Annotated in this window: 15 protein-coding genes, 1 tRNA gene and 1 riboswitch; of the genes, 10 read left to right on the forward strand and 6 right to left on the reverse strand. The window is 65.5% G+C overall.

Annotated elements, in window-relative coordinates; all coding sequences use genetic code 11:
- Positions 1–26 precede the first annotated feature (26 nt).
- Genes M9H71_RS23030 through M9H71_RS23040 form a run of 3 tightly spaced genes read right to left on the reverse strand, consistent with a single transcriptional unit; the run spans position 27 to position 4066 of the window.
- On the reverse strand, positions 27–1199 hold the full coding sequence (locus M9H71_RS23030; RefSeq protein WP_455407202.1) for an ABC transporter substrate-binding protein: 1173 nt from the start codon (positions 1197–1199) through the stop codon (positions 27–29).
- Positions 1200–1245: 46 nt separating this feature from the next.
- Complete coding sequence (locus M9H71_RS23035; protein WP_455407203.1) at positions 1246–2676, reverse strand: glutamine synthetase family protein; 1431 nt, start codon at positions 2674–2676, stop codon at positions 1246–1248.
- Between the two features lie 31 nt (positions 2677–2707).
- Positions 2708–4066: an aromatic ring-hydroxylating dioxygenase subunit alpha gene (locus tag M9H71_RS23040; RefSeq protein WP_455407204.1), complete on the reverse strand. Its 1359-nt coding sequence runs from the start codon at positions 4064–4066 to the stop codon at positions 2708–2710.
- A 363-nt stretch (positions 4067–4429) separates the two neighbouring features.
- Here M9H71_RS23040 and M9H71_RS23045 point away from each other — a divergent pair, with 363 nt between their 5' ends.
- Positions 4430–5221 carry an IclR family transcriptional regulator domain-containing protein gene (locus M9H71_RS23045; protein ID WP_455407205.1) on the forward strand — a complete coding sequence of 264 codons (792 nt, stop codon included), beginning with the start codon at positions 4430–4432 and terminating at the stop codon, positions 5219–5221.
- Between the two features lie 25 nt (positions 5222–5246).
- Here the strand turns inward: M9H71_RS23045 and M9H71_RS23050 are convergent, their stop codons facing one another.
- Positions 5247–7634 (reverse strand): PAS domain-containing protein, encoded by a 2388-nt coding sequence (locus tag M9H71_RS23050; RefSeq protein ID WP_455407206.1) that lies wholly within the window; start codon positions 7632–7634, stop codon positions 5247–5249.
- A 220-nt stretch (positions 7635–7854) separates the two neighbouring features.
- A riboswitch (guanidine-I (ykkC/yxkD leader) is annotated at positions 7855–7960 on the forward strand.
- Positions 7961–8035: 75 nt separating this feature from the next.
- Between M9H71_RS23050 and M9H71_RS23055 the strand changes: the two genes are divergently transcribed.
- From M9H71_RS23055 to atzF, 7 genes are read left to right on the forward strand one after another with little or no spacing between them, the layout of a single operon-like run.
- Positions 8036–9106: a putative urea ABC transporter substrate-binding protein gene (locus tag M9H71_RS23055; protein ID WP_455407207.1), complete on the forward strand. Its 1071-nt coding sequence runs from the start codon at positions 8036–8038 to the stop codon at positions 9104–9106.
- Positions 9107–9140: 34 nt separating this feature from the next.
- Positions 9141–9959 carry an ABC transporter permease gene (locus M9H71_RS23060; RefSeq protein ID WP_110787890.1) on the forward strand — a complete coding sequence of 273 codons (819 nt, stop codon included), beginning with the start codon at positions 9141–9143 and terminating at the stop codon, positions 9957–9959.
- On the forward strand, positions 9956–10747 hold the full coding sequence (locus M9H71_RS23065) for an ABC transporter ATP-binding protein (protein WP_455407208.1): 792 nt from the start codon (positions 9956–9958) through the stop codon (positions 10745–10747). The genes M9H71_RS23060 and M9H71_RS23065 overlap by 4 nt, the downstream gene beginning before the upstream one ends.
- A 38-nt stretch (positions 10748–10785) precedes the next feature.
- Positions 10786–11625, forward strand: a complete 840-nt coding sequence (locus tag M9H71_RS23070; protein ID WP_455407209.1) for an urea amidolyase associated protein UAAP1 — start codon at positions 10786–10788, stop codon at positions 11623–11625.
- A gap of 2 nt (positions 11626–11627) precedes the next feature.
- Positions 11628–12263: an urea amidolyase associated protein UAAP2 gene (locus tag M9H71_RS23075; protein ID WP_047307426.1), complete on the forward strand. Its 636-nt coding sequence runs from the start codon at positions 11628–11630 to the stop codon at positions 12261–12263.
- Between the two features lie 2 nt (positions 12264–12265).
- On the forward strand, positions 12266–15814 hold the full coding sequence (gene uca, locus M9H71_RS23080; protein WP_455407210.1) for an urea carboxylase: 3549 nt from the start codon (positions 12266–12268) through the stop codon (positions 15812–15814).
- Entirely contained in the window at positions 15814–17637 is a 1824-nt protein-coding gene (atzF, locus tag M9H71_RS23085; RefSeq protein ID WP_455407211.1) for an allophanate hydrolase, read from the forward strand. Before uca ends, atzF begins: the two co-directional genes overlap by 1 nt.
- 65 nt (positions 17638–17702) lie before the next feature.
- Here the strand turns inward: atzF and M9H71_RS23090 are convergent.
- A tRNA-Gln gene (locus M9H71_RS23090) sits at positions 17703–17777 on the reverse strand.
- Positions 17778–18022: 245 nt separating this feature from the next.
- Here M9H71_RS23090 and M9H71_RS23095 point away from each other — a divergent pair.
- Positions 18023–19804, forward strand: coding sequence for an acyl-CoA dehydrogenase (locus tag M9H71_RS23095; protein ID WP_455407212.1), 1782 nt, complete (start codon positions 18023–18025; stop codon positions 19802–19804).
- A gap of 65 nt (positions 19805–19869) precedes the next feature.
- On the forward strand, positions 19870–20631 hold the full coding sequence (locus M9H71_RS23100) for a crotonase/enoyl-CoA hydratase family protein (protein WP_455407213.1): 762 nt from the start codon (positions 19870–19872) through the stop codon (positions 20629–20631).
- Between the two features lie 128 nt (positions 20632–20759).
- On the opposite strand, the gene M9H71_RS23105 is transcribed toward M9H71_RS23100, so the two are convergent.
- Entirely contained in the window at positions 20760–20990 is a 231-nt protein-coding gene (locus tag M9H71_RS23105; protein WP_455407214.1) for a hypothetical protein, read from the reverse strand.
- Between the last annotated feature and the right edge of the window lie 327 nt (positions 20991–21317).

Consider the following 21317-nt stretch of genomic DNA (forward strand, 5'->3'; position numbering starts at 1 on the left):
AAGCGCGAAGGGCCCAAAGTTTCGGCTTACTGCTTAACCAGTCCCCAGTCCGGCTGATCCTTGAAGGTCTCGATCTCCTTGTTGATCAGCTTGCCGTCCTGCTTCACCACTTCCCGCAGATAGACGTTCTGGGTGATGTGGCGGGTGGTCGGATCGATCGACACCGGTCCGCGCGGGCTGGTCCACTTCATGCCTTCGACCGCCTTGATCGCCTTGTCGGGATCCTGCTTGCCGCCGGTCGCCTCGATCATCTTGTAGATCAGGCGAGCGCCGTCATAGGCCGCGACCGACGTCATGGTGATGTCCCCGAGCTTGGCACCGCCCTTTTCGAGCTGGGCCAGGAACGCCTTGTTCTCGGGCGAGTCGTGCGACACCGCGTAGTGATAGGTCGACAGGATGCCGATGCCGGAATCGCCGATATTGGGCAGATCAGGTTCGGTCACGACGTCGCCGGTCGACATCAGCTTCACGCCGTCCGCCTTGAGGCCGTTGTCGATATAGGCTTTGACGAAGCCGAGCGTCGGCGGGCCGGCCGGCAGGAAGGTGAAGATCATGTCGGCGCCCGAATTCTTGATGCGCTGCATGATCGGCCCGAAATCGGTGGTGGACAGCGGCATCCGGATCGCTTCGACGACGCTGCCGCCTTCGGCCTCGAAGGTCTTCTTGAACGCCGTTTCTGCGTCGATGCCCGGACCGTAGTCGCTGACCGCGATCGCGACCTTCTTGGCGCCCTTCTGCTTGGCGACCTTCGCGGCCGGCACGGTGTTCTGGAACATCGTGAACGAGGTGCGGACGATGTACGGGCTCTTCTCGGTGATCGACGAGGTGGCGGCGTTCAGCACCACCATCGGCACTTTGGCTTCCTGCAGCAGCGGCGCCACCGCCATCGCGTCCGGCGTGAAATACAGGCCGGCGATGTACTGCACCTTCTCCTTGACGATCAGTTCCTGCGCCAGCGCCTTCGACTGCGCCGGATTGGGCGAGACCTCGTCGCGATAGACGAACTCGACAGTGTGACCGCCGACCTTGTTGCCGTGTTCGGCGACCCAGGCGTCGATACCCATCTTGAAGTTCTGGCCGAAGAGCGCGTATGGCCCCGACATGGTGCCGATCACGCCGACCTTGATGGTGTCGGCGTGGGCGCCTGCCGCGACGAACGACAAGGCCGCTGCCGCGCAGACCGTTCGAAGTCCCTTCATGTTCTGCTTCCTCTCCTCTGGCTGACGAAACGATTGCGGCTTACCGCTAGAACATCTCGAAATATTCGCGCTGCTCCCATTCGGTGACTTCGGCCTGGAAGCGCTCGATCTCGGCGTTCTTGATGAAGGTGTAATAGTCGATGAATCCGTCGCCCATGGTGGTGCGGAAGAACGGATCGTCGCGCAACGCGAAAATCGCCTCGCGCAGCGATTTCGGCAACAGGTCGGCCTGAGCTTCGTAAGGCGTGTCCGCGGACGGGCCGGGATCGAGCTTGCGATCGACGCCGTCGAGGCCGGACAGGATCTGCGACGCCATGTACAAATACGGGTTGGCTGCCGGTTCGCCGACCCGGTTCTCCATCCGTGTGGCGCGATCGCCGGGCCCGCCGAGAACGCGGATCATCACGCCGCGATTATCACGGCCCCAGATCGCGCGATCCGGCGCCAGCGAGTACGAACGATAGCGCTTGTAGCCGTTGATCGTCGGCGTGGTGAACACGGTGGCGGCACGGGCGTGGTGCAACAGCCCCGCGAGATAGTGCCTGCCGAGATCGGACAGCACCTCGGTCTGCGACACGAAGGCGTTGCTGCCGTCGGTGCGCGACACCAGCGACTGATGCAGATGCCAGCCGGACGACACCACATTGGGAATCTTTGGCCGGCACATGAAGGTGGCGTGATAGCCGTGCCGCCGACAGATCTGCTTCACCGCGCTACGGAACAGCACCATCAGATCGGCTGGCATCAGCCCGACGGTCGGCTGGAAGGTGAATTCGCACTGGCTCGGCCCGAACTCGACTTCCATCGAGCGCAGCGGCAGGCCGAGCGCCATCACGTCGTGGCGGATCAGGTCGAGCACCGGCTCGATCTGATCGTAGCGCTGCTCGGTGAGGTACTGATAGCCGTGGGACAGCAGGCTGACAGCCGGCGGCTCGCCGGGCTGCCCGGCATGCTCCGGCGACATCATCACGTCGTCGAGCTTGAAGACGTGGAATTCGACCTCGAGCCCGGCCATGTAATCATAGCCGCGGTCGGCGAGCTGCTTCAGTACCGACCGATACAGCCCGCGGGTCGCGAACGGCACCGGCTGACCGTTGCCGAAATACAGATCGCACAGCACCCAGCCGGTCTTCGGCGCCCAGGGCAGGACGCGGAAGGTGGTCGGATCAGGCAGCATGATAGCGTCGGCGCCGCCTTCCATCTCTTTGATGCCGAAGCCGCCGCCGGCCTTGAACACCGGAAAAACCGTGCGGTGCGAGGTGTCCTTGCACAGCATCGTGGTGGTGATCGAGGCGCCGCTGTCGAGACAGTTCAGCGCCTCGGCGGTGATCAGCGTCTTGCCGCGCAGAATGCCGTGTTGATCGGGGAACGAGAACCGGATGGTCTCGAGCCCCTGCTCCTCGGCGATCCGCCGTACCCGCGCTGCCGCCTCGATCTGCTCGTCAGACCAGAGACCGTACTTCTCAACCAGACTCAACGCTCGTTCCTCGATCCGTTGCCGTGCAGTCTCATTCCGCCGCCGTCAGATGCGGCACCTTCGCCGCGATCTCGGACGGCACCGGCGCGGCCCATGGCGCGCCGCGGCGACGCTTGACGTCGACCTCCATCCAATAGGTTTCCCAGCCGCGGCTCGGCCCGATGCCGTCCATCGTCGCCGGCCCCTGGATCGCGCGCGCGGCGGCCTCGTCGAGCGCCAATAGCGGCCTGGCGCCGGAGGCGGCCTTTTCGATTTCCTGACGCAGCAGCCGGCGATACTGAATGATCGCCTTGTCGCTCTGACCGAGATGCTCGCGGGTACGATCCTGGATCGCGCCCATCGACTCCACCGCCCACTGGTCGTGCACGTTGATGTCCAGCCCCATGCCGGTGTAGGTCGCGGTGGCCTGCTCGTGCGGATCGAATCCGTAATCGTTGGTCTTGTTCTTGCGCGACTTGTAGTCCGGCAGTTCGTAGAGTTCGAGGCGCTGATCGCGCATCTTCACCTTGTCGACCGGCGCCGCGTAGCTGGTGAAGATCGCGTACCAGTAGCAGTGGGTATCGTCGACTGGGACGTGCCACTGCGTGATCGTCATCTCGGTGCTCATCGGGATGACGAAGCCGTGCGGGAACAGCTGATTGGTGACGCGGACGTGGGTGCGTTCGTCGTCGATCTCGCGCAGCGCGATCAGCCGCAGGCCGTATTCGGTGTGCTCGACATTGATGATCGGACGATCGTATTCGCGCAACACCTTGGTCATCGGCAGATCGCTGCCCGCCGAGGCGCCGCGGAACTGCTTGCCGTAGGCTTGCGAAGTGTCTTCATCCTCGAAGAAGCGGTGCAGGAACGAGGCATGCGCCGGATCGATGCCGACCTCGAGCGCCTGCAGCCAGTTGCATTCCATCAGGCCCTTGAATGCGAACACATGGGTGTCGGGCGCGATGAAGCAATCGATCTCCGGAAACGCCGGCGGCTCGCCCGCGCCGAGATAGGCCCACAGGATCCCGCCTTTCGCGACGACCGGAAACGCGCGCTGCTTGATGTTCTTGCACAGGGGCGAGCCGGCCGGCTCGGCCGGGGTTTCGATGCAGTTGCCATCGACGTCGAACAGCCAGCCGTGGAAGGCGCAACGTAGTCCGCCGTTCTCGAGCCGCCCGAAGGCGAGATCGGCGCCGCGATGCGGACAGTCGCGATCGACCAGGCCGTAGCGCCCGGTCTCGTCCTTGAACAACACGAAATCTTCGCCGAGCAGCCGCACCGGCTTGATCGGCCGCTCGCCTTCGAGCTCGTCGACCAGCGCGGCCGGCTGCCAATAGGCGCGCATCAGTTTGCCGCAAGGTGTCCCCGGCCCGACCCGGGTGATCAGATCATTCTGTTCCTGACTCATCATGGCGTTGGCCTCCTTCGCGCAGCCTCGGCCGGCTGCCTTCTGGTGAGCGCGCGGTCGAAGGCGGTCCGCAAACACGGCAGCCCATCGCTGCCATAGCTGCAGACCTCGATCGTGACCATTCCTTCGCCGCCCGCCGAATTGTTCAATAGACGAACATATGTTCGTTTAGAATGAGACTGCCTCTAAAGAGCAAACGAGGCAAGCGCAAATTCTGCGCGTTCAGCGCCTAGGCTCGCATCAGACCGACCTCCTGCGAGCGAACTTGTGTTCGCACAGCGGACAGTCGTATAGGTCAGCGGTTAATCGCCGCGGCTCAGTCTCTTTCCAACATCCGGGCATCGCCCCATACTAAAGTACCGATCGATGCCTAAATTGAAACGAACCCCGGACGACGTTACGCGCGAGAGCGCCGAATTCATCGAGAGCCTGGCGCGCGGCCTGCGGGTGATCGAAGCCTTTGGCACCGAGCAGCGACCGATGACACTGAGCGACGTCGCAAAAGCCTGCGGCCTGCCGCGCGCCACCGCACGCCGCATCCTGCTGACGCTGCAAACCGCCGGATTCGTCAGCAGCGACGAACGGCTGTTCGCCCTGACCCCGCGCGTGCTCGGCCTCGCCTCGGCGTATCTGGCGTCGAACCAGATCAGCGCTGTGCTGCAGCCGTTGATGGACCGGGTCTCGGCAGACGCCAAGGAAGTCTGTTCGCTAGCGATTCTGGACGGCGACGATGCGGTGTTCGTGGCTCGCGCCAGTCCGGCGCGGGTGTTCTCAGCGGGCATCGACCTCGGCTATCGGCTGCCGCTGTTTTGCACTTCGGTCGGCCGGGTGTTGCTCGGCCGGCTCGGCAACGACGAGCTGGCCGCCATCATCAACGGCATGACGCTGACCAAGCAGACCGAACAGACCATCGTCGACAAGCCGACGGTGATCGCCACCATCATCGCCGATCGCACCAAAGGCTATTCGCTGGTCGACCGCGAAGCCGAACCCGGCTTCCGCTCGGTCGCGGTGCCGATCCGCCGTTACGACGGCACCATCGTCGCAGCAGCCAATATCGGCGCTCATGTCGATCGCATCACCACCGGCGAAATGATCGACCGCTTCCTGCCGCTACTCAAAGCGATGGCCGAAGAAGCCAAGCCGCTGATGATGTGAACGGGCCTGACGCCGGCGAATTCTCTCATCCGGTCGGCCGAGTCCTTCGCTCCGAAATCGCCCGCCGCAACACACGCGACAGCGCCTCGACCGAATAAGGTTTCTGAATCAGCTCGAAGCCTTGGTGCGCGTTCTCGGCGAGCACGCTGCTGTACCCGCTGGTCAGGACCACCGGCAGCCCTGGATAACGCTCGCGGATGATGGTTGCCAGTTCGACGCCGTTCTTGCCGGGCATGATCACGTCGGAAAACACCAGATCGAACGCGAACTCGTCTTCGGCCAATGCGGCCAGCGCTTCGTCGGCGGTCTTGGCCCATTTGATAGCGTAGCCGAGATCCTGCAGCAGCTCGGTCGAAAACTTCCCGACCTCGAGATTGTCCTCCACCACCAGGATGCGATGACCGAGGCCGCCGGCCGGATCTGCGGGAGACTGTGCCGCGGCCACGGTCAGCTCCGGAGGCTGCGCCTGAGGCAGGTAGATGGTGAAGGTGGAGCCTTGCCCAGGTGTGCTCTGCACCGCGATCTCTCCGCCGGACTGTTTGGCAAAGCCGAATGCCTGGCTGAGACCAAGGCCGGTGCCGCGCCCAACCTCCTTGGTGGTGAAGAACGGCTCGAAGATCACCTCGATATGAGCGGGCGCGATGCCGCTGCCGCCATCGGTAACCGAGACCGCGACGAATGCCCCCGGCCGCGCCGGCTGCGCCCGCACCGATGGAATTTCATCGACCGGCCGCAGCGCGATCGTCAGCTTGCCCTCGCCGTTCATTGCGTCGCGGCCGTTGACGGCGAGATTGACCAGTGCGGTCTCGAACTGGCCGACGTCGGCGACGGCGTAGCTCGGACCGGCGCCAGTCTCGACGTCGATCTCGACACGGCTGCCGACCAGCGGACGGATCAAATTGGCGATGCTCTGGATCTGGGCCGCGACATCGAACACCACCGGCGACAGCGGCTGCCGGCGCGCGAATGCCAGCAATTGACCGGTGAGCTTCGAGGCGCGGTCGGCCGTATCGGAGATCGCATCCACATAGCGGCGGCGGCGCTCCTCCGGCAGATCGCGCCGGCGCAGGAAATCCACCGCGGAGCGGATGATGGTCAGCAGGTTGTTGAAGTCGTGTGCGACGCCGCCGGTGAGCTGCCCGACCGCTTCCATCTTCTGCGCCTGTCGGAGCGCTTCCTCATTGCGCCGGCGCTCGGTCGAGTCGATGCCTTCCGCCAGCACCGCCATGATGCCGCCCTGCGCATCGGACACCGGCCGCAGCGAGAAATCGATGTGGCGCGGCCCGGCGGCGAGCTGCAGTTCCAGCTCGGCGCGCGCGGTCTGGCCCGCGCAAGCCGAACGAAACGCCCGCTCGATCGCTTCCGAGGCCCCGGCTGTGGCGAAGAACCACGGCGTCTTCCAGAATAGCGAGCCCAACACCTGGGCAGGCCCGGCCGCGATACCGGCGAGCGCCGTGGCGTTGACGTAGAGCAGACGCCCCTTCAGATCGAGCAGGCCCTGATACTGATTGGTGGTCTCCAGAATCGCCCGAAGCTGCGACTCGCTGGAATGTAGTTGCGCGGTGCGCTGCGCGATCAGCCGCTCCAAGGTGTCATTGACGTTGCGCAGGTCGATCTCGGCCTGTTTGGCCGACGTGATGTCGTGAGCGACGCCAATGAATCCGATGTGACGACCGGTCGGGTCCCATCGCGGCTGCGACTCCGACCTGATCCACCGCCATTGCCCGTCGGCCCGGCGATAACGACCTTCCAGATGGAACGGTTTCAGCGAGGCTTCGCCGGCGAGGCTGTTGCGCACCACCTCGGCGGCATCATCGGGATGGATGATGCTGCGCCAATCGAACCGCAGCGCCTCCTCGTAAGGCACGCCGATGAATTCGCAATAGGCGCGATTGGCGAAGCTGCGGGTGCGGTCGAGCCGCGTCACCCAGATCGGCACCGGCGCGCTGTCGGCGATCAGCCTGAAGCGCTGCTCGCTTTCGCGCAGCATCTCGCGGGCGAGCGCGCGGTCGGTGATGTCGATATGCGCGCCGACCATCCGCACCGCCCGGCCCGATGCGTCGCGCTCGATCCGCCCCTCCGCCGCGATCCACCGCACTTCGCCGTCGTTCGGGCGGATGATGCGATACTCGGACGAATAGCGGTCGGAGGATCCCTTGATGAGATCGAGAAACTGCCGCTCGGCGCGTTCGCGATCCTCCGGGTGCAACCGCCGGACCCAGTCTTCATGCGTCTCGTTGACGGCGTCGGGTGGCAGGCCGTGGATCGCCAGATACTCCGGCGACCGGTGATTTCGGAACCCGGCGGTCAGATCCACCACCACACCGCCCACCCTGGCGATGCGCTGGACCTCCGCCAGTTCTCTTTCACGATCGATGAGCGCCTGCTCCGACGCCGACAGTCTGTCGTTCATCTTCGCCCCTGCTGCGCCTGATCGGCCGAGCCTAGCGCAAACGCCCGGTTGGCGTCGACGCCGATGGAGGACGAGACCAAGCGCGGTCGACGGTGACACACGATCGTACCTGCATCGCCAGTCGCGTGGCCAATTTGATCAAACAACCGCCGTCGGTTGCACATTGTTTGTGCGCCGCAATACTTCCAAACGCCAGAAAGTTGGGGCAACAATTATGACCAGAGTTGGCGGCTAGGGTTCCGGTCTGTACGCAGACGCTGGTCCGAGAGCTGCCGCCCGAAGGGAGAAATCCTTCGGACGCACGGCGGGACAAAAGCCCGGGAGACCTCGTAAGCCGAGGAATTGGCAAACGATGGTCCATGTCAATTCCTCATCGTGACCAGATTCTGAGGAATGATCCGATGCGGAAGACTCGTTTGCTATGTTCTCTGATCCTCGCCGGTTCGATCGTCGCCCTGAGCGTCGCTGGCGCCTCCGCCGCCCCCAAGAAGGACTTCAAGGTCGCCTGGTCGATCTATGTCGGCTGGATGCCGTGGGGTTACGCCGCCGACACCGGCATCGTGAAGAAGTGGGCGGACAAATACGGCATCACCATCGAGGTGAAGCAGTTCAACGACTACGTCGAGTCGATCAACCAATATACCGCGGGCTCCTATGACGCGGTGACCATCACCAACATGGACGCACTGTCGATTCCCGCCGCCGGCGGCGTCGACATCACCGCGGTGATCGTCGGCGACTTCTCCAACGGCAACGACGCGGTGATCCTGAAGGACAAGAAGGATTTCGCCGCGATCAAGGGCCAGAAGGTCAACCTGGTCGAGTTCTCGGTGTCGCACTATCTGCTCGCCCGCGCCCTCGAAACCAACAAGATGAGCGAGAAGGACGTCAAGGTGGTCAACACCTCCGACGCCGACCTCGCCGCCGCCTACAAGACGTCAGACGTCACCGCGGTGGTGACCTGGAATCCGATCGTCTCCGAAATCCTCGCCTCGCCCGACGCGCACAAGGTGTTCGACTCCTCGCAGATCCCGGGTGAAATCATGGATCTGATGGTCGCCAACACCGCTGTGGTGAAAGACAACCCGAACTTCGCCAAGGCGCTGGTCGGAATCTGGTACGAGACCATGGCGAAGATGACGGCGGACGGCGCCGACGCCAAGGCCGCCAAGGAAGCGATGGCGAAGGCCTCCGGCACTGATCTGGCCGGCTTCGAAAGCCAGCTCGCCTCGACCAGGCTGTTCAGCAAGGCCGCGGACGCCGACGCCTTCACCAAGAGCGCCGCGATCGGCAACACCATGGACCGCGTCCGCAAGTTCCTGTTCGAGAAGGATCTGCTCGGCAAGGGCGCGAAGTCGGCCGACGCCGTCGGCATCGAACTCGCGGACAAGAGCGTGCTCGGCGACAAGGCCAACGTGAAGCTGCGGTTCGACCCGAGCTTCATGGACATGGCTGCGGCCGGCAAGCTGTAAGCGATCACGTCACAAGCCAAGCCGGAGCGCGACGATGCGATGGGTGAACATCAGGCCTGGACGGCAACTCGCCATCTACATGGCGGCGCTGCCGTTCGTGCTGGTGATCATTGCGTATCTGCTGGGCTCCGGCGCTAGGCTGGCGGAGAATCCGAACGACAAGCTGCTGCCGGCGCTGTCCAGCATGGGCCAGGCGGTCAAGCAGATGGCGTTCCAGCTCGACGCCCGCACGGGCAGCTATCTGATGTGGGTCGACACGCTGGCGAGCGTCGAGCGACTGGCGGCAGCGCTGGCGATCTCGACGTCGCTGGCGCTCCTGATCGGGATCGTGATCGGTCTGCTGCCGGCCGCCAACGCGCTGCTCGGCCCGTTCGTGTCGGTGACCTCGATGGTGCCCCCGCTGGCGCTGCTGCCGATCCTGTTCATCGTGATGGGGCTCGGCGAGACCTCCAAGATCGCGCTGATCGTGATCGGCACGCTGCCGGCAATGATCCGCGACCTCGCCATGCGGGTGATGGAGCTGCCGCGTGAGCAACTGATCAAGGCGCAGACGCTCGGGGCCTCGACCTGGCAGATCGCGCTGCGCGTGGTGCTGCCGCAGATCCTGCCGCGGCTGATCGACTCGCTGCGGCTGCAGCTCGGCCCCGCCTGGCTGTTTCTGATCGCCGCCGAAGCGATCGCCTCCGACTCCGGTCTCGGCTATCGCATCTTCCTGGTGCGGCGTTATTTGGCGATGGACGTGATCATTCCCTACGTGGTGTGGATCACGCTGCTCGCCTTCGCGATGGACTTCGCGCTGCGTCTTCTGCAGCGCAAGGCATTCCCCTGGTTCGCATCGGTGAGGGCGGAATGAGCGCGATCCGCTTCGAAGACGTCTGGAAGGAATACGGCGACCACATCGTGCTGGAGCGGATCACGCTCGACGTCGCGCCGCGCGCCTTCCTCGCGCTGGTCGGCCCATCCGGCTGCGGCAAGACCACCTTCCTGCGGATGCTGCTCGGCGAGGAAGCGCCGAGCCGCGGCCGCATCCTGATCGACGGCGAACCACTCAGGCCCGAGCCCGACGCCGATCGCGGCGTCGTGTTCCAGCGCTATTCGGTGTTTCCGCATCTCACCGTGCTCGACAATGTGCTGCTCGGCCGCGAACTGCAGCAGTCGCGGCTGCTCGGCCGGCTGTTCGGTCAGGCCAGGCGTGCGGCGACCGAGCAGGCGATGACGCTGCTCGACGAGGTCGGGCTGAAAGGCCACGAGACCAAATATCCGTCGGCACTGTCCGGCGGCATGCAGCAGCGGCTGGCACTGGCGCAGGCGATCATGCGCGGTCCGAAGATCCTGCTGCTCGACGAGCCGTTCGGCGCGCTCGATCCGGGTATCCGCGCCGACATCCACGTCCTGATGAAGCGGCTGTGGAACGAGACCGAGCTCACCGTGGTGATGGTCACGCACGACCTGTCCGAAGCGTTCAGCTTGGCGACAAGGGTGATCGCGTTCGAACGCAATCGCAACCGCCCCGAAGAGCGCGAGCGCTACGGCGCCACGATCTCGCGCGACCTCGAAATCTTTCCGCGGCGCGTCGCGCAGCCACACCCCGACCATCCGATCCGCTCCGGCCGGGACGACCCGGCCGCACAGGGAGCATGAGCCGGGACGACCCGGCATTTGTTCACCGTGAGGACAGCATGATCCTGACCGAGCAAGAGAAGGCCGAAGTCGAGGCCAACCGCCAGCGCTACGAACAGCACAAGGCGCTGGGCCAGCAGCAGGCCCCGAAAGCACTGCCGCCGCCGACTCCGCGCGACGGCGCGCCGATTCCACCGGAGACCGTCATTCATCGCGAGACCGTGCCCGGAGGCTGGTACTACGTGACCAAGCTCGGCCGCGGCGAAGCGCTGCGCATTATCAATACGGACGGCAACTCCTGCGTCAGCATCCAGGCTTGGAATGCGCGCGATCCCAGCGAGCGGTTGAACCACGCCGACACCATCAAGGTGCAGTGGGCGGCGTCCTTGCGCAAAGGCCGGGTGATCCTGTCCGACATGGGCCGGGCGCTGCTGTCGATCATCGAAGACACCAGCGGCGCGCACGACACCATGGTCGGCGGGTCCACTGCGGCGACCAATGCGGAGCGCTACGGCACAACCGGCCTGCGCAACACCCGCGACAACTTCGTGCTCGCCGCCGGAAAGCTCGGGCTCGATCGCCGCGACGTGCATCCATCGATCGGATTCTTCGCACCGGTCGCCGTCGACTCGCAGGGCCGGTTCGAATGGCACGGCGAACGCCGCAACAATGGCGACTTCGTCGATCTACGCGCCGAGCTCGACCTGCTCGTCGCGGTGTCGAACTGTCCGCATCCGCTCGACCCATCCCCCAGTTACGCACCGGGCGATGTCGAGATCATCCGCTATCAGGCCCCCGAACCGGCGGCCGACGACCTGTGCCGCAACGTGTCACTCGAAGCCAAGCGCGCGTTCGAGAACAACGCCTTCTATCTCGCTGGCGCCGCAGGGAGGGCCTGAGCATGACCGCGATTCCCGCTTCCGCCCGCATCGTGCTCGACACCGAGATCCCAGCGCGCGTGCCGTGGTCGGCGATCATCCGCAAGGGCCAGACGCTGCGCATCGTCGACAGCCACGGCCAGCAGGCGGTCGACACCCTGTTCTACGCCGCCGATGATCACGGCGAACGCTACAGCGGCCAGGATACGCTGCGCGCCCAGGGCTCGGCCTACGTCACCACCGGCACGCGGATCATGTCCACCGAGGGCCGCACCATGCTGCGGATGGTGGCGGACAGTTGCGGTCTGCACGACACGTCCGCCGGCGCCTGCTCGTGCGAGAGCAACACCGTGCGGTTCGGGCACCAAACCAAATATCTACACGCCTGCCGCGAGAACTTCGTGCTGGAGGCCGCCAAGCACGGCCTGTCGAAGCGCGACATCGTGCCGAACCTGAACTTCTTCATGAACGTCCCACTCGACACGTCCGGCAATTTCACCGTGGTCGACGGCGTCTCCAAGCCCGGCGACTACGTCGAGATGGTAGCCGAGATGGACGTGCTGTGCCTGATCTCGAACTGTCCGCAGGTCAACAATCCCTGCAACGGCTTCTTCCCGACGCCGATCCAGGTGGTGATCTACGAGGCAGGCGAGGACTGATCATGTTCAGCAAAGTTCTGATTGCCAACCGCGGCGAAATCGCCGGGCGGATCGGCCGCACCTTGCGCCGGATGGGGATCGCATCGGTGGCGATCTATTCGGACGCCGACCGTTTCACCCGCCCGGTACGCGAGGCCGACGAAGCGGTGCGTGTCGGCGGCGACGCCGCCAGCGACAGCTATCTGAATGTCGACGCCGTGATCGACGCTTGCCTCTCAACCGGCGCGCAGGCGGTGCATCCCGGCTACGGCTTTCTGTCCGAGAACCGCGGCTTCGCGGAGCGGCTGAAGCAGCACGGCATCGCCTTCATCGGTCCGCGCCCCGAGCATCTCGAGGCGTTCGGCCTGAAGCACCGCGCCCGCGAACTGGCGCAGGCCAGCAACGTACCGTTGCTGCCCGGCACCGGGCTGATCGACAGCATCGAAGAAGCGCTCGACGCCGCCGGCCGCATCGGCTTTCCGCTGATGCTGAAGAGCACCGCCGGCGGCGGCGGCATCGGCATGCAGCTCTGCCACGACGAGGCGACGCTGCGCGAGCGCTTCGCCACCGTGCAGCGCACCGCCCGTGCCAGCTTCGGTGACGCCCGGGTTTATCTGGAACGCTTCGTCGCCGATGCCCGGCACATCGAAGTGCAGATCTTCGGCGACGGCCAAGGCAACGTGATCGCGCTCGGCGAGCGCGACTGCTCGCTGCAGCGGCGCAATCAGAAAGTGGTCGAGGAAACCCCGGCCCCTGGCATCTCGGACGAAATGCGGACGCGGCTGCACCAGGCCGCGGTCGCGCTCGGCCGAAGTGTCGCCTACGAATCCGCCGGCACCGTCGAATTCATCTACGATGTCGCCCGCGACGAGTTCTACTTCCTGGAAGTGAACACCCGCCTGCAGGTCGAGCATCCGGTCACCGAAGCCGTGTTCGGCGTCGATCTGGTCGAATGGATGGTGCACCAGGCTGCCGGCGACAGCCCGATCGCCAGCTACACACCGCCTCCACCCCAAGGCGCAGCGATCGAAGTGCGGCTGTATGCGGAAAACCCCGGTGCCGGCTTCCGGCCTTCGGCCGGCCGGCTGACCCAGGTAGCGTTTCCAGATGACGCGCGTATCGATGGCTGGATCGGAACCGGCGACGAGGTGACGCCGTTCTACGATCCGATGCTGGCGAAGTTGATCGTCCACGCGGACGACCGCGACGCGGCGATCGACAAGATGATCGGCGCGCTCGCCGCCACCACCGTCGCCGGGATCGAGACCAATCTCGATTACTTGCGCGCGATTGCGGCGTCCGATCTGTTCCGCAGCGGCAAGGTCGCCACCAAGGTACTGGCCGATTTCAGGTTCGCGGCGCGCACCATCGACGTGGTGGCACCGGGCGCGCAGTCCGGGCTGCAGGAGTTGCCTGGCCGGCTGCATCTATGGCACGTCGGCGTGCCGCCGAGCGGACCGATGGACGAGCGCTCGTTCCGCCTCGCCAACCGCATCGTCGGCAATCCGGAAACCACCGCAGCGTTCGAACTCACCGTCAGCGGCCCGACGCTACGCTTCAACGCCGACGCCGTGGTGGCGCTGTGCGGCGCCGGCATGGCGGCGAAGCTCGACGGTGTGGCTGTCGGCAACGATACACCGATCGCGGTACGTGCCGGCCAAATGCTGGCGATCGGCAAGATCGAGGGCGCCGGTCAGCGTTGCTATCTCGCCATCCGCGGCGGCTTCGATGCGCCCGAAGTGTTCGGCTCTCGCGCGGTGTTCACGCTCGGCGCGTTCGGCGGCCACGCCACCGGCGCGCTGAAGGCCGGCGACGTGCTGCATTTCGGCTCCGCCGCACCGGTCGCGGAGCCCCGCGCGCTGACAGACGAGGAGCGGCCAGCGCTGACGCGGGCGTGGCAGATCGGCGTGATCTACGGCCCGCACGGTGCGCCCGACTTCTTTCGTAACGACGACATCGCGACGCTGTTCTCCTCGGACTACGAGGTGCACTTCAACAGCGCCCGCACCGGCGTGCGGCTGATCGGACCGAAGCCGCAATGGGCCCGTGCCGACGGCGGCGAAGCGGGCCTGCATCCGTCCAACATCCACGACAACGCCTATGCGGTCGGCGCGATCGACTTCACCGGCGACATGCCGATCATCCTCGGTCCCGATGGCCCGAGCCTCGGCGGCTTCGTCTGCCCGGCCGTGGTGGCGCGCGACGAATTATGGAAGATCGGTCAGCTCAAGCCCGGCGATAAGCTCCGCTTCGTGCCGGTGACGCGCGCCGATGATCCGGTCGCGGGTCCCACCGTGATCACCGCGCCTGCCGAGCTCGGCTCGGCGATCGTCGGCCGCCGTGACGATGGCGAGATCCCGGTGGTGTATCGCCGTGCCGGCGACGACAACCTGCTGGTCGAATACGGCCCGATGGAGCTCGACATCGCGCTGCGGCTGCGGGTTCACGTACTCGCCGAGGCGGTGCAGAAAGCAAGCCTGCCGGGCCTGATCGATCTCACGCCGGGAATCCGCTCGCTGCAGATCCACTATGACAGCAAGGTGATGTCGCGCCGCAAGCTGCTCGACGTGCTGGCGACAATCGAGCGCGAACTGCCCTCGGTCGAAGCGATGGCGGTGCCGAGCCGCGTCATTCACCTGCCGCTGTCGTGGAACGATCCGCAGGTGGTGCTGGCGATGCGCAAGTATCAGGAGCTGGTGCGCCCCGATGCGCCGTGGTGCCCGTCCAACATCGAGTTCATCCGCCGCATCAACGGTCTTGCCAGCGAGGACGACGTCAAGCGCATCGTGTTCGACGCCAACTATCTGGTGCTCGGCCTCGGCGACGTCTATCTCGGCGCACCGGTCGCCACCCCGGTCGATCCGCGGCACCGCCTGGTCACCACCAAGTACAATCCCGCCCGCACCTGGACGCCCGAAAACGCCGTCGGCATCGGCGGCGCCTATATGTGCATCTACGGCATGGAAGGCCCCGGCGGTTATCAGCTGTTCGGCCGCACCATCCAGGTCTGGAACACCTGGCGCACCACCGAAGTGTTCAAGCCGGGCCATCCCTGGCTGCTGCGGTTCTTCGACCAGATCCGATTCTTCCCGGTGACGCCGGAAGAACTGCTCGACGCCCGCGCCGCGTTTCCACACGGCGGCTATCCGCTACGAATCGAAGAAACGACGTTCTCCTACGCCGACTACAAGGCGTTCCTCGCGCGCGAAGCCGACGGCATCACGGCGTTCAAGACCCGTCAGCAGACCGCGTTCGAGGCCGAACGCCAACGTTGGCGCGACGCCAAGCTCGACGAGGTGGTGGAGGACGACACCGCCGCCGCGCTCGGCTCCGGCGGCGACGTACCGGACGGCTGCGTCGGTCAGTTCACCGAGGCGCCCGGCAACGTCTGGAAGCTCACCGTTGAACCCGGCGAGCACGTCGAAATCGGCCAGACGCTGGCGGTGATCGAGTCGATGAAGATGGAGATCGCGATTCCGGCGACCGCGCGCGGCATCGTCAGAGCCCTCAATGCCAAGCCGGGGCAGACGCTGCGCGCCGGCGATCTGATCTGCGCGCTGGAGGAAGTGTGATGTCGGCTGCTGAACTCACCACCTTCCCGACCATCGCGACGCTGCACGCCGCGTATGCGGCAGGCGCGTCTCCGGCCGAGATCGTCGCCGCTGCGTATCGCCGGATCGCAGCGGTGGCCGATCCCGGCATCTTCATCACGCTGCGACCCGAGCACGATGTTCTCGCCGACGCCGACGCACTCGGCCCGTTCGATCCCGCTACGAAGCCGCTGTGGGGCATCCCATTCGCCGTCAAGGACAACATCGACGTCGCGGGCCTTCCGACCACGGCCGCCTGCCCCGGCTTCGCTTCGACACCGAGCGAAACCGCGTTTGCGGTTCAGCGTCTGCTCGATGCCGGCGCGATCCTGATCGGCAAGACCAACCTCGATCAGTTCGCGACCGGCCTGGTCGGCGTCCGCACGCCCTATCCCGTGCCGCGCAACGCCATCGATCCGCGCTATGTGCCGGGCGGATCGAGCAGCGGCTCGGCCGTGGCGGTGGCGCATGGTCTGGTGACGTTCGCGCTCGGCACCGACACCGCAGGCTCCGGCCGTGTCCCGGCCGCGCTGAACAACATCGTCGGGCTGAAGCCATCGCTCGGCAGCGTGTCGTCGCGCGGCATGGTGCCGGCGTGCCGAACGCTGGATACGATTTCGGTGTTCGCCGGCACCGTCGCCGATGCCCACGCGGTCTATCGGGTGGTCGCTGCTTTCGACCGCGAAGATCCCTGGTCGCGCCCGCACGCCGGCGCACCGGCCCGTCTGGGCGCGTTGCCGCCCGGCTTGCGCATCGGGCTACCGAATCCAGCCAGCCGCAAATTCGCCGGCGACCTCGAGTCCGAACACGCATTCGATCTTGCCGTCGCCGATCTTGCCACGGTGGTGCCCGTACCGGCACGCGCGGTGGACATGGCGCCGTTGTTCGACGTCGCCAGCCTGCTCTACAGCGGACCGTGGGTCGCTGAGCGCTATCAGGCGATCCGGCAGGTGATCGAGACCACGCCCGAGCTGCTGCATCCGGTGACGCGGAAGATCATCGGCTCGGCTTCGGCGTTCAGCGCAGCCGATGCATTCGGCGGCCTGTATCGGCTGGCGGAGCTGCGCCGCGCCGCCGATGCGATCTGGAGCAGTATCGACGTGCTGATGGTGCCGACCTATCCGCGCCCGCGCACGATGGCAGATTTGGAAGCCGATCCGATCGGCCCGAACAGCGAGCTCGGCACCTACACCAATTTCGTCAACCTGCTTGATCTGTGCGCACTGGCTGTGCCCGGCCGATTCCGCGACGACGGCTTTCCATCCGGCGTGACGCTGATCGCTCCGGCCGGTCACGATGACCTGCTCGCCGTTCTCGGCGGACGGCTTCACGCCGCAAGCGGCGTGACGCTCGGCGCCAGCAGCACCAAGGTGCCCGTTCCTGCCGACGCCTCGCCATCCGCCGCTGCAAACCAGATCGAGCTGGTGGTGGTCGGCGCGCATCTGTCCGGCATGCCGCTGAACCACGAGCTGACCAGCCGCGGCGCACGTTTCCTGCGCGCGGTCCCCACCGCGCCCGACTACAAGCTGTTCGCGCTGCAAGGCGGCCCGCCGTTCCGGCCTGGTCTGCTGCGCGTCGCACCGGGCGAAGGCGTCACGATCGCCACGGAAGTCTGGGCAATCTCCGCCGAAGGATTCGGCAACTTCGTCGCCGGCATCCCGGCGCCGCTCGGCATCGGCACCACGCGGCTCGCCGACGGCACCACGCCGAAGGGCTTCATCGTCGAGGCCGAAGGTCTGAAAGGCGCAACCGACATTTCGGCCTTCGGCGGATGGCGGGCGTATATGAAGAGTCTGGCGAGCTAAGGCGGCCAGCCTCAAGACTGGAAACCCATCTCCAATCAGAGACTTGAACCTGGCGGGCTGAGCCTTGGCTGGGGCGGGAGGGATCGAACCTCCGCATGGGGGAATCAAAATCCCCTGCCTTACCGCTTGGCTACGCCCCAACGGCCTAGACTGGCCGCCTCTGATGCGGCCGGTCGGCGGATTCGCCTCGGCTCCGCCGGTCTATCGACACAGAGGCGGCATTTCAACCGTCGCGAGCCGCAATCCCGCAGCGAAGCTGCGTCCGGCGCCCGGATTGCAGAGCCGGTCCCAGAGCGATCCAGAGGGCCGCGACGCGGCGGACGGTTGAGGGGAACGGCTTTTCATGGAAAAAGGCCGGCATCCTTCCGTCAGCCGGGACATTGTCATGACCTATCGCGCACCGATCGACGACATCCTTCTTTCGCTCAACCACGGCGCGGGACTGCAGGCGGCGGTCGCCGCCGGCCATTTCGGCGATTACGACAGCGAAATCACCGCGCAGGTCCTCGACGAAGCCGGCAAATTCGCCAGCGATATCCTGGCACCGCTGAACCGGGTCGGCGACAAGCACGGCATCAAGCTCGAACACGGCAAGGTCACCACCGCGCCCGGTTGGCCCGACGCCTATCAGCGCTGGATCGGCGCCGGCTGGAACGCGGTGTCGGGACCGGAAGAGTTCGGCGGCCAGGGGCTGCCGATGGCGGTCAATGCGGTGTGCACCGAGATCTGGGCCTCGTCCAACATGGCGTTCGGGCTGTGCCCGCTGCTGACGCTGTCGGCGATCGAAGCGCTGCACGCCCACGGCAGCGACGAGCTGAAGAAGATCTATCTCGGCAAGCTGGTGTCGGGCGAATGGACCGGCACGATGCAGCTCACCGAGCCTCAGGCCGGCTCCGACGTCGGCGCGCTGCGCACCCGCGCCGAGCGCGCCGAAGGCGGCAGCTACAAGATCTTCGGCAGCAAGATCTTCATCACCTACGGCGACCACGACATGACCGACAACATCGTGCATTTCGTGCTCGCGCGGCTGCCGGACGCGCCGGCCGGCACCAAGGGCATCTCGCTGTTCCTGGTGCCGAAGTTTCTGGTGAATGCCGACGGCTCGCTGGGCGCCCGTAACGACATCTTTCCAAGCGGCATCGAGCACAAGCTCGGCATCCACGCCTCGCCGACCTGCACGATGACGATGGGCGATCACGGCGGCGCGATCGGCTATCTGATCGGCGAGGAAAACCGCGGCATGCAGTGCATGTTCACGATGATGAACCAGGCGCGTCTCGCCGTCGGCCTGGAAGGCGTCGGCATCGCCGACCGCGCCTATCAGCAGGCGCTGGCCTATGCCCAGGAGCGCAAGCAGGGCCGCGCGATCGGCAGCACCGGCACCGGGTCAGATCCGATCATCAAGCACCCGGATGTCAAGCGCACGCTGCTGACGATGCGGGCCCTGACCGCGGCCGCGCGCACGATCTGCTATTCGACCGCGGTCGCGCTCGATATCGCCGCTCGCAGCAGCGATCCCAAGGTCAAAGCCGCCGCCGCCGCGCGCGGCGCGCTGCTGACACCGATCGCGAAAGCGTTCTCCACCGACATCGGCATCGAAGTCGCCTCGCTGGGAGTCCAGATCCATGGCGGCATGGGCTTCATCGAGGAGACCGGCGCCGCGCAGCATTATCGCGACGCGCGGATCGCGCCGATCTACGAAGGCACCAACGGCATCCAGGCGATCGACCTCGTCACCCGCAAGCTCGGCGCGGCCGGCGGCGCCTCGGTGTTCGCGCTGCTCGACGAATTGAAGCTGATCGTCAAGGATGTCGAGGCCTCGAACGATCCGGGCTTCGGGCTCACCGGATTGCGGCTGCGCGAAGCGCTGGAATCGCTCGACCGCACCAGCCGCCATCTGCTCGACAAGCTCGGCAGCGCCGCCAACGACGCGCTGGCCGGCGCCACGCCTTACCTGCGCCTGTTCGGCGCCACGCTCGGCGGCTGCGCACTGGCGGCCGAAGCACTCGCGGCGCGCGACCTCGACGGCATCAGCAATCCGGCGCGCTACGTCGCGCTGGCGCGGTTCTTCGCCGAAACCGTTGCGGTGCAGGCGCCGGCGCTGGAACGCAGCGTCATCGACAGCGCCGACGCGGTGGCCGGCGCCGAGGCGGTGCTCACCGCCTGAACCGGAACGGCGCTCGCCATCACACCGAAGCCCGCCATTGTGAGCGGGCAGCTTTGGGGGAAACCATGTCGGAGCATCTGATCGTCACCCATGACGAGGGCGCGCGCGTGATCACCATGCGCCGGCCGGAAAAGAAGAACGCCCTGACGCAGGAGATGTATCGCCGCATGAGCGAGGCGATCCATTCGGCGCAGGACGATTCGAACGTCCGCTGTCTGGTGATCACCGGCGGCTCCGGCGTGTTCACTGCCGGCAACGACCTCGACGACTTCCTCAAAGCCGGCACCGACCAGAGCGGCGCGCCGCGGGTGTCGGCGGCGACGGATTTTCTCTACGCACTGGCACACAATCAGAAGCCGCTGATCGCCGCGGTCGATGGGCTGGCGATCGGCATCGGCACCACGATGCTGTTTCACTGCGATTACGTGCTGGCCTCGACCGCCGCGACGTTCTCGACGCCATTCATCCAGCTCGGTCTGGTGCCCGAAGGCGCCTCAAGCCTGCTGGCGCCGCGCACCATGGGCCACCAGCGCGCCTTCGCGATGCTGGTGATGGGGCAGAAGCTCAGCGCCGAACAGGCGCGCGAAGCCGGCTTCGTCAACGCCGTGGTGCCGCCCGGCCAGACCGAGGCCGACGCGATGAAAGCCGCCCGCGACATCTGCGCCCTGCCGGCCGAAGCGGTGGCGATCTCGCGCAAGCTGATCAAGCCGCCGGCCGACGAACTGATCGCCCGGATCGATCAGGAGAGCAAACTGTTCGGCGAGCGGATGAAATCCCAGGAAGCCGTCAGCGCGTTCATGAAGTTCTTCCAGCGGAAGAAGGGATAAGCGGCATCGTTGTCGCAAGAGCGATTGACGGCCGTGAGCCCAACGATCCGACGGGGCCGATAAGGGCCAGAAGCGAAAAAAGGAGCTTCGGGTCTGATCCGATCGGAACCGGAAATGCCCGGGCTCCGTCAGCTCAACAACGTCCGCTTCTTGTCCTCGGAGTCGTAGATCTCGATCTGAAGCATCGGGTATTTGGCCTTCAGTTCCCGCCCCGCCGCTTCGGCAGCCTCGATGGTATCGAACTGCGACTTGAAATGCCCGTCCACCACGGTCACGAAACCTGTTGTGGGTGGTCGATCGGCCCGGAAGGTCCTCTTCGGGGGAAGTTCGTCGGTGGGTGTCTGAGTGGTTTTCTTCATGTGTTGACCTTTCGTGGAGCTTTCGCTGTAGGACCGAGAGCCGAAGCCGAGATGCGAGGACAGAAGAGAGAGAGACTTGCTATTCTCGCCTATGGCGAGGTCACAGTTTCGCGAAATCCCAGTGGTGACGCACCATAGCCCGCCAGCAGCGCTGCCACATCATCATAGATTGTCAAAGGGCCGGCGCTCTCGAGATTTTTGGCAGACTTGATGTCACAAGGGGGTGTCTCCCGACCACAATAGCTTCCCTGGCGGCGACCGACAGCTATGCACCTGAACAACTACGACGCCCGCGACCAACAATATTGAGTCGTCCGTGAACAATTT

The organism is Rhodopseudomonas parapalustris (assembly GCF_053772255.1).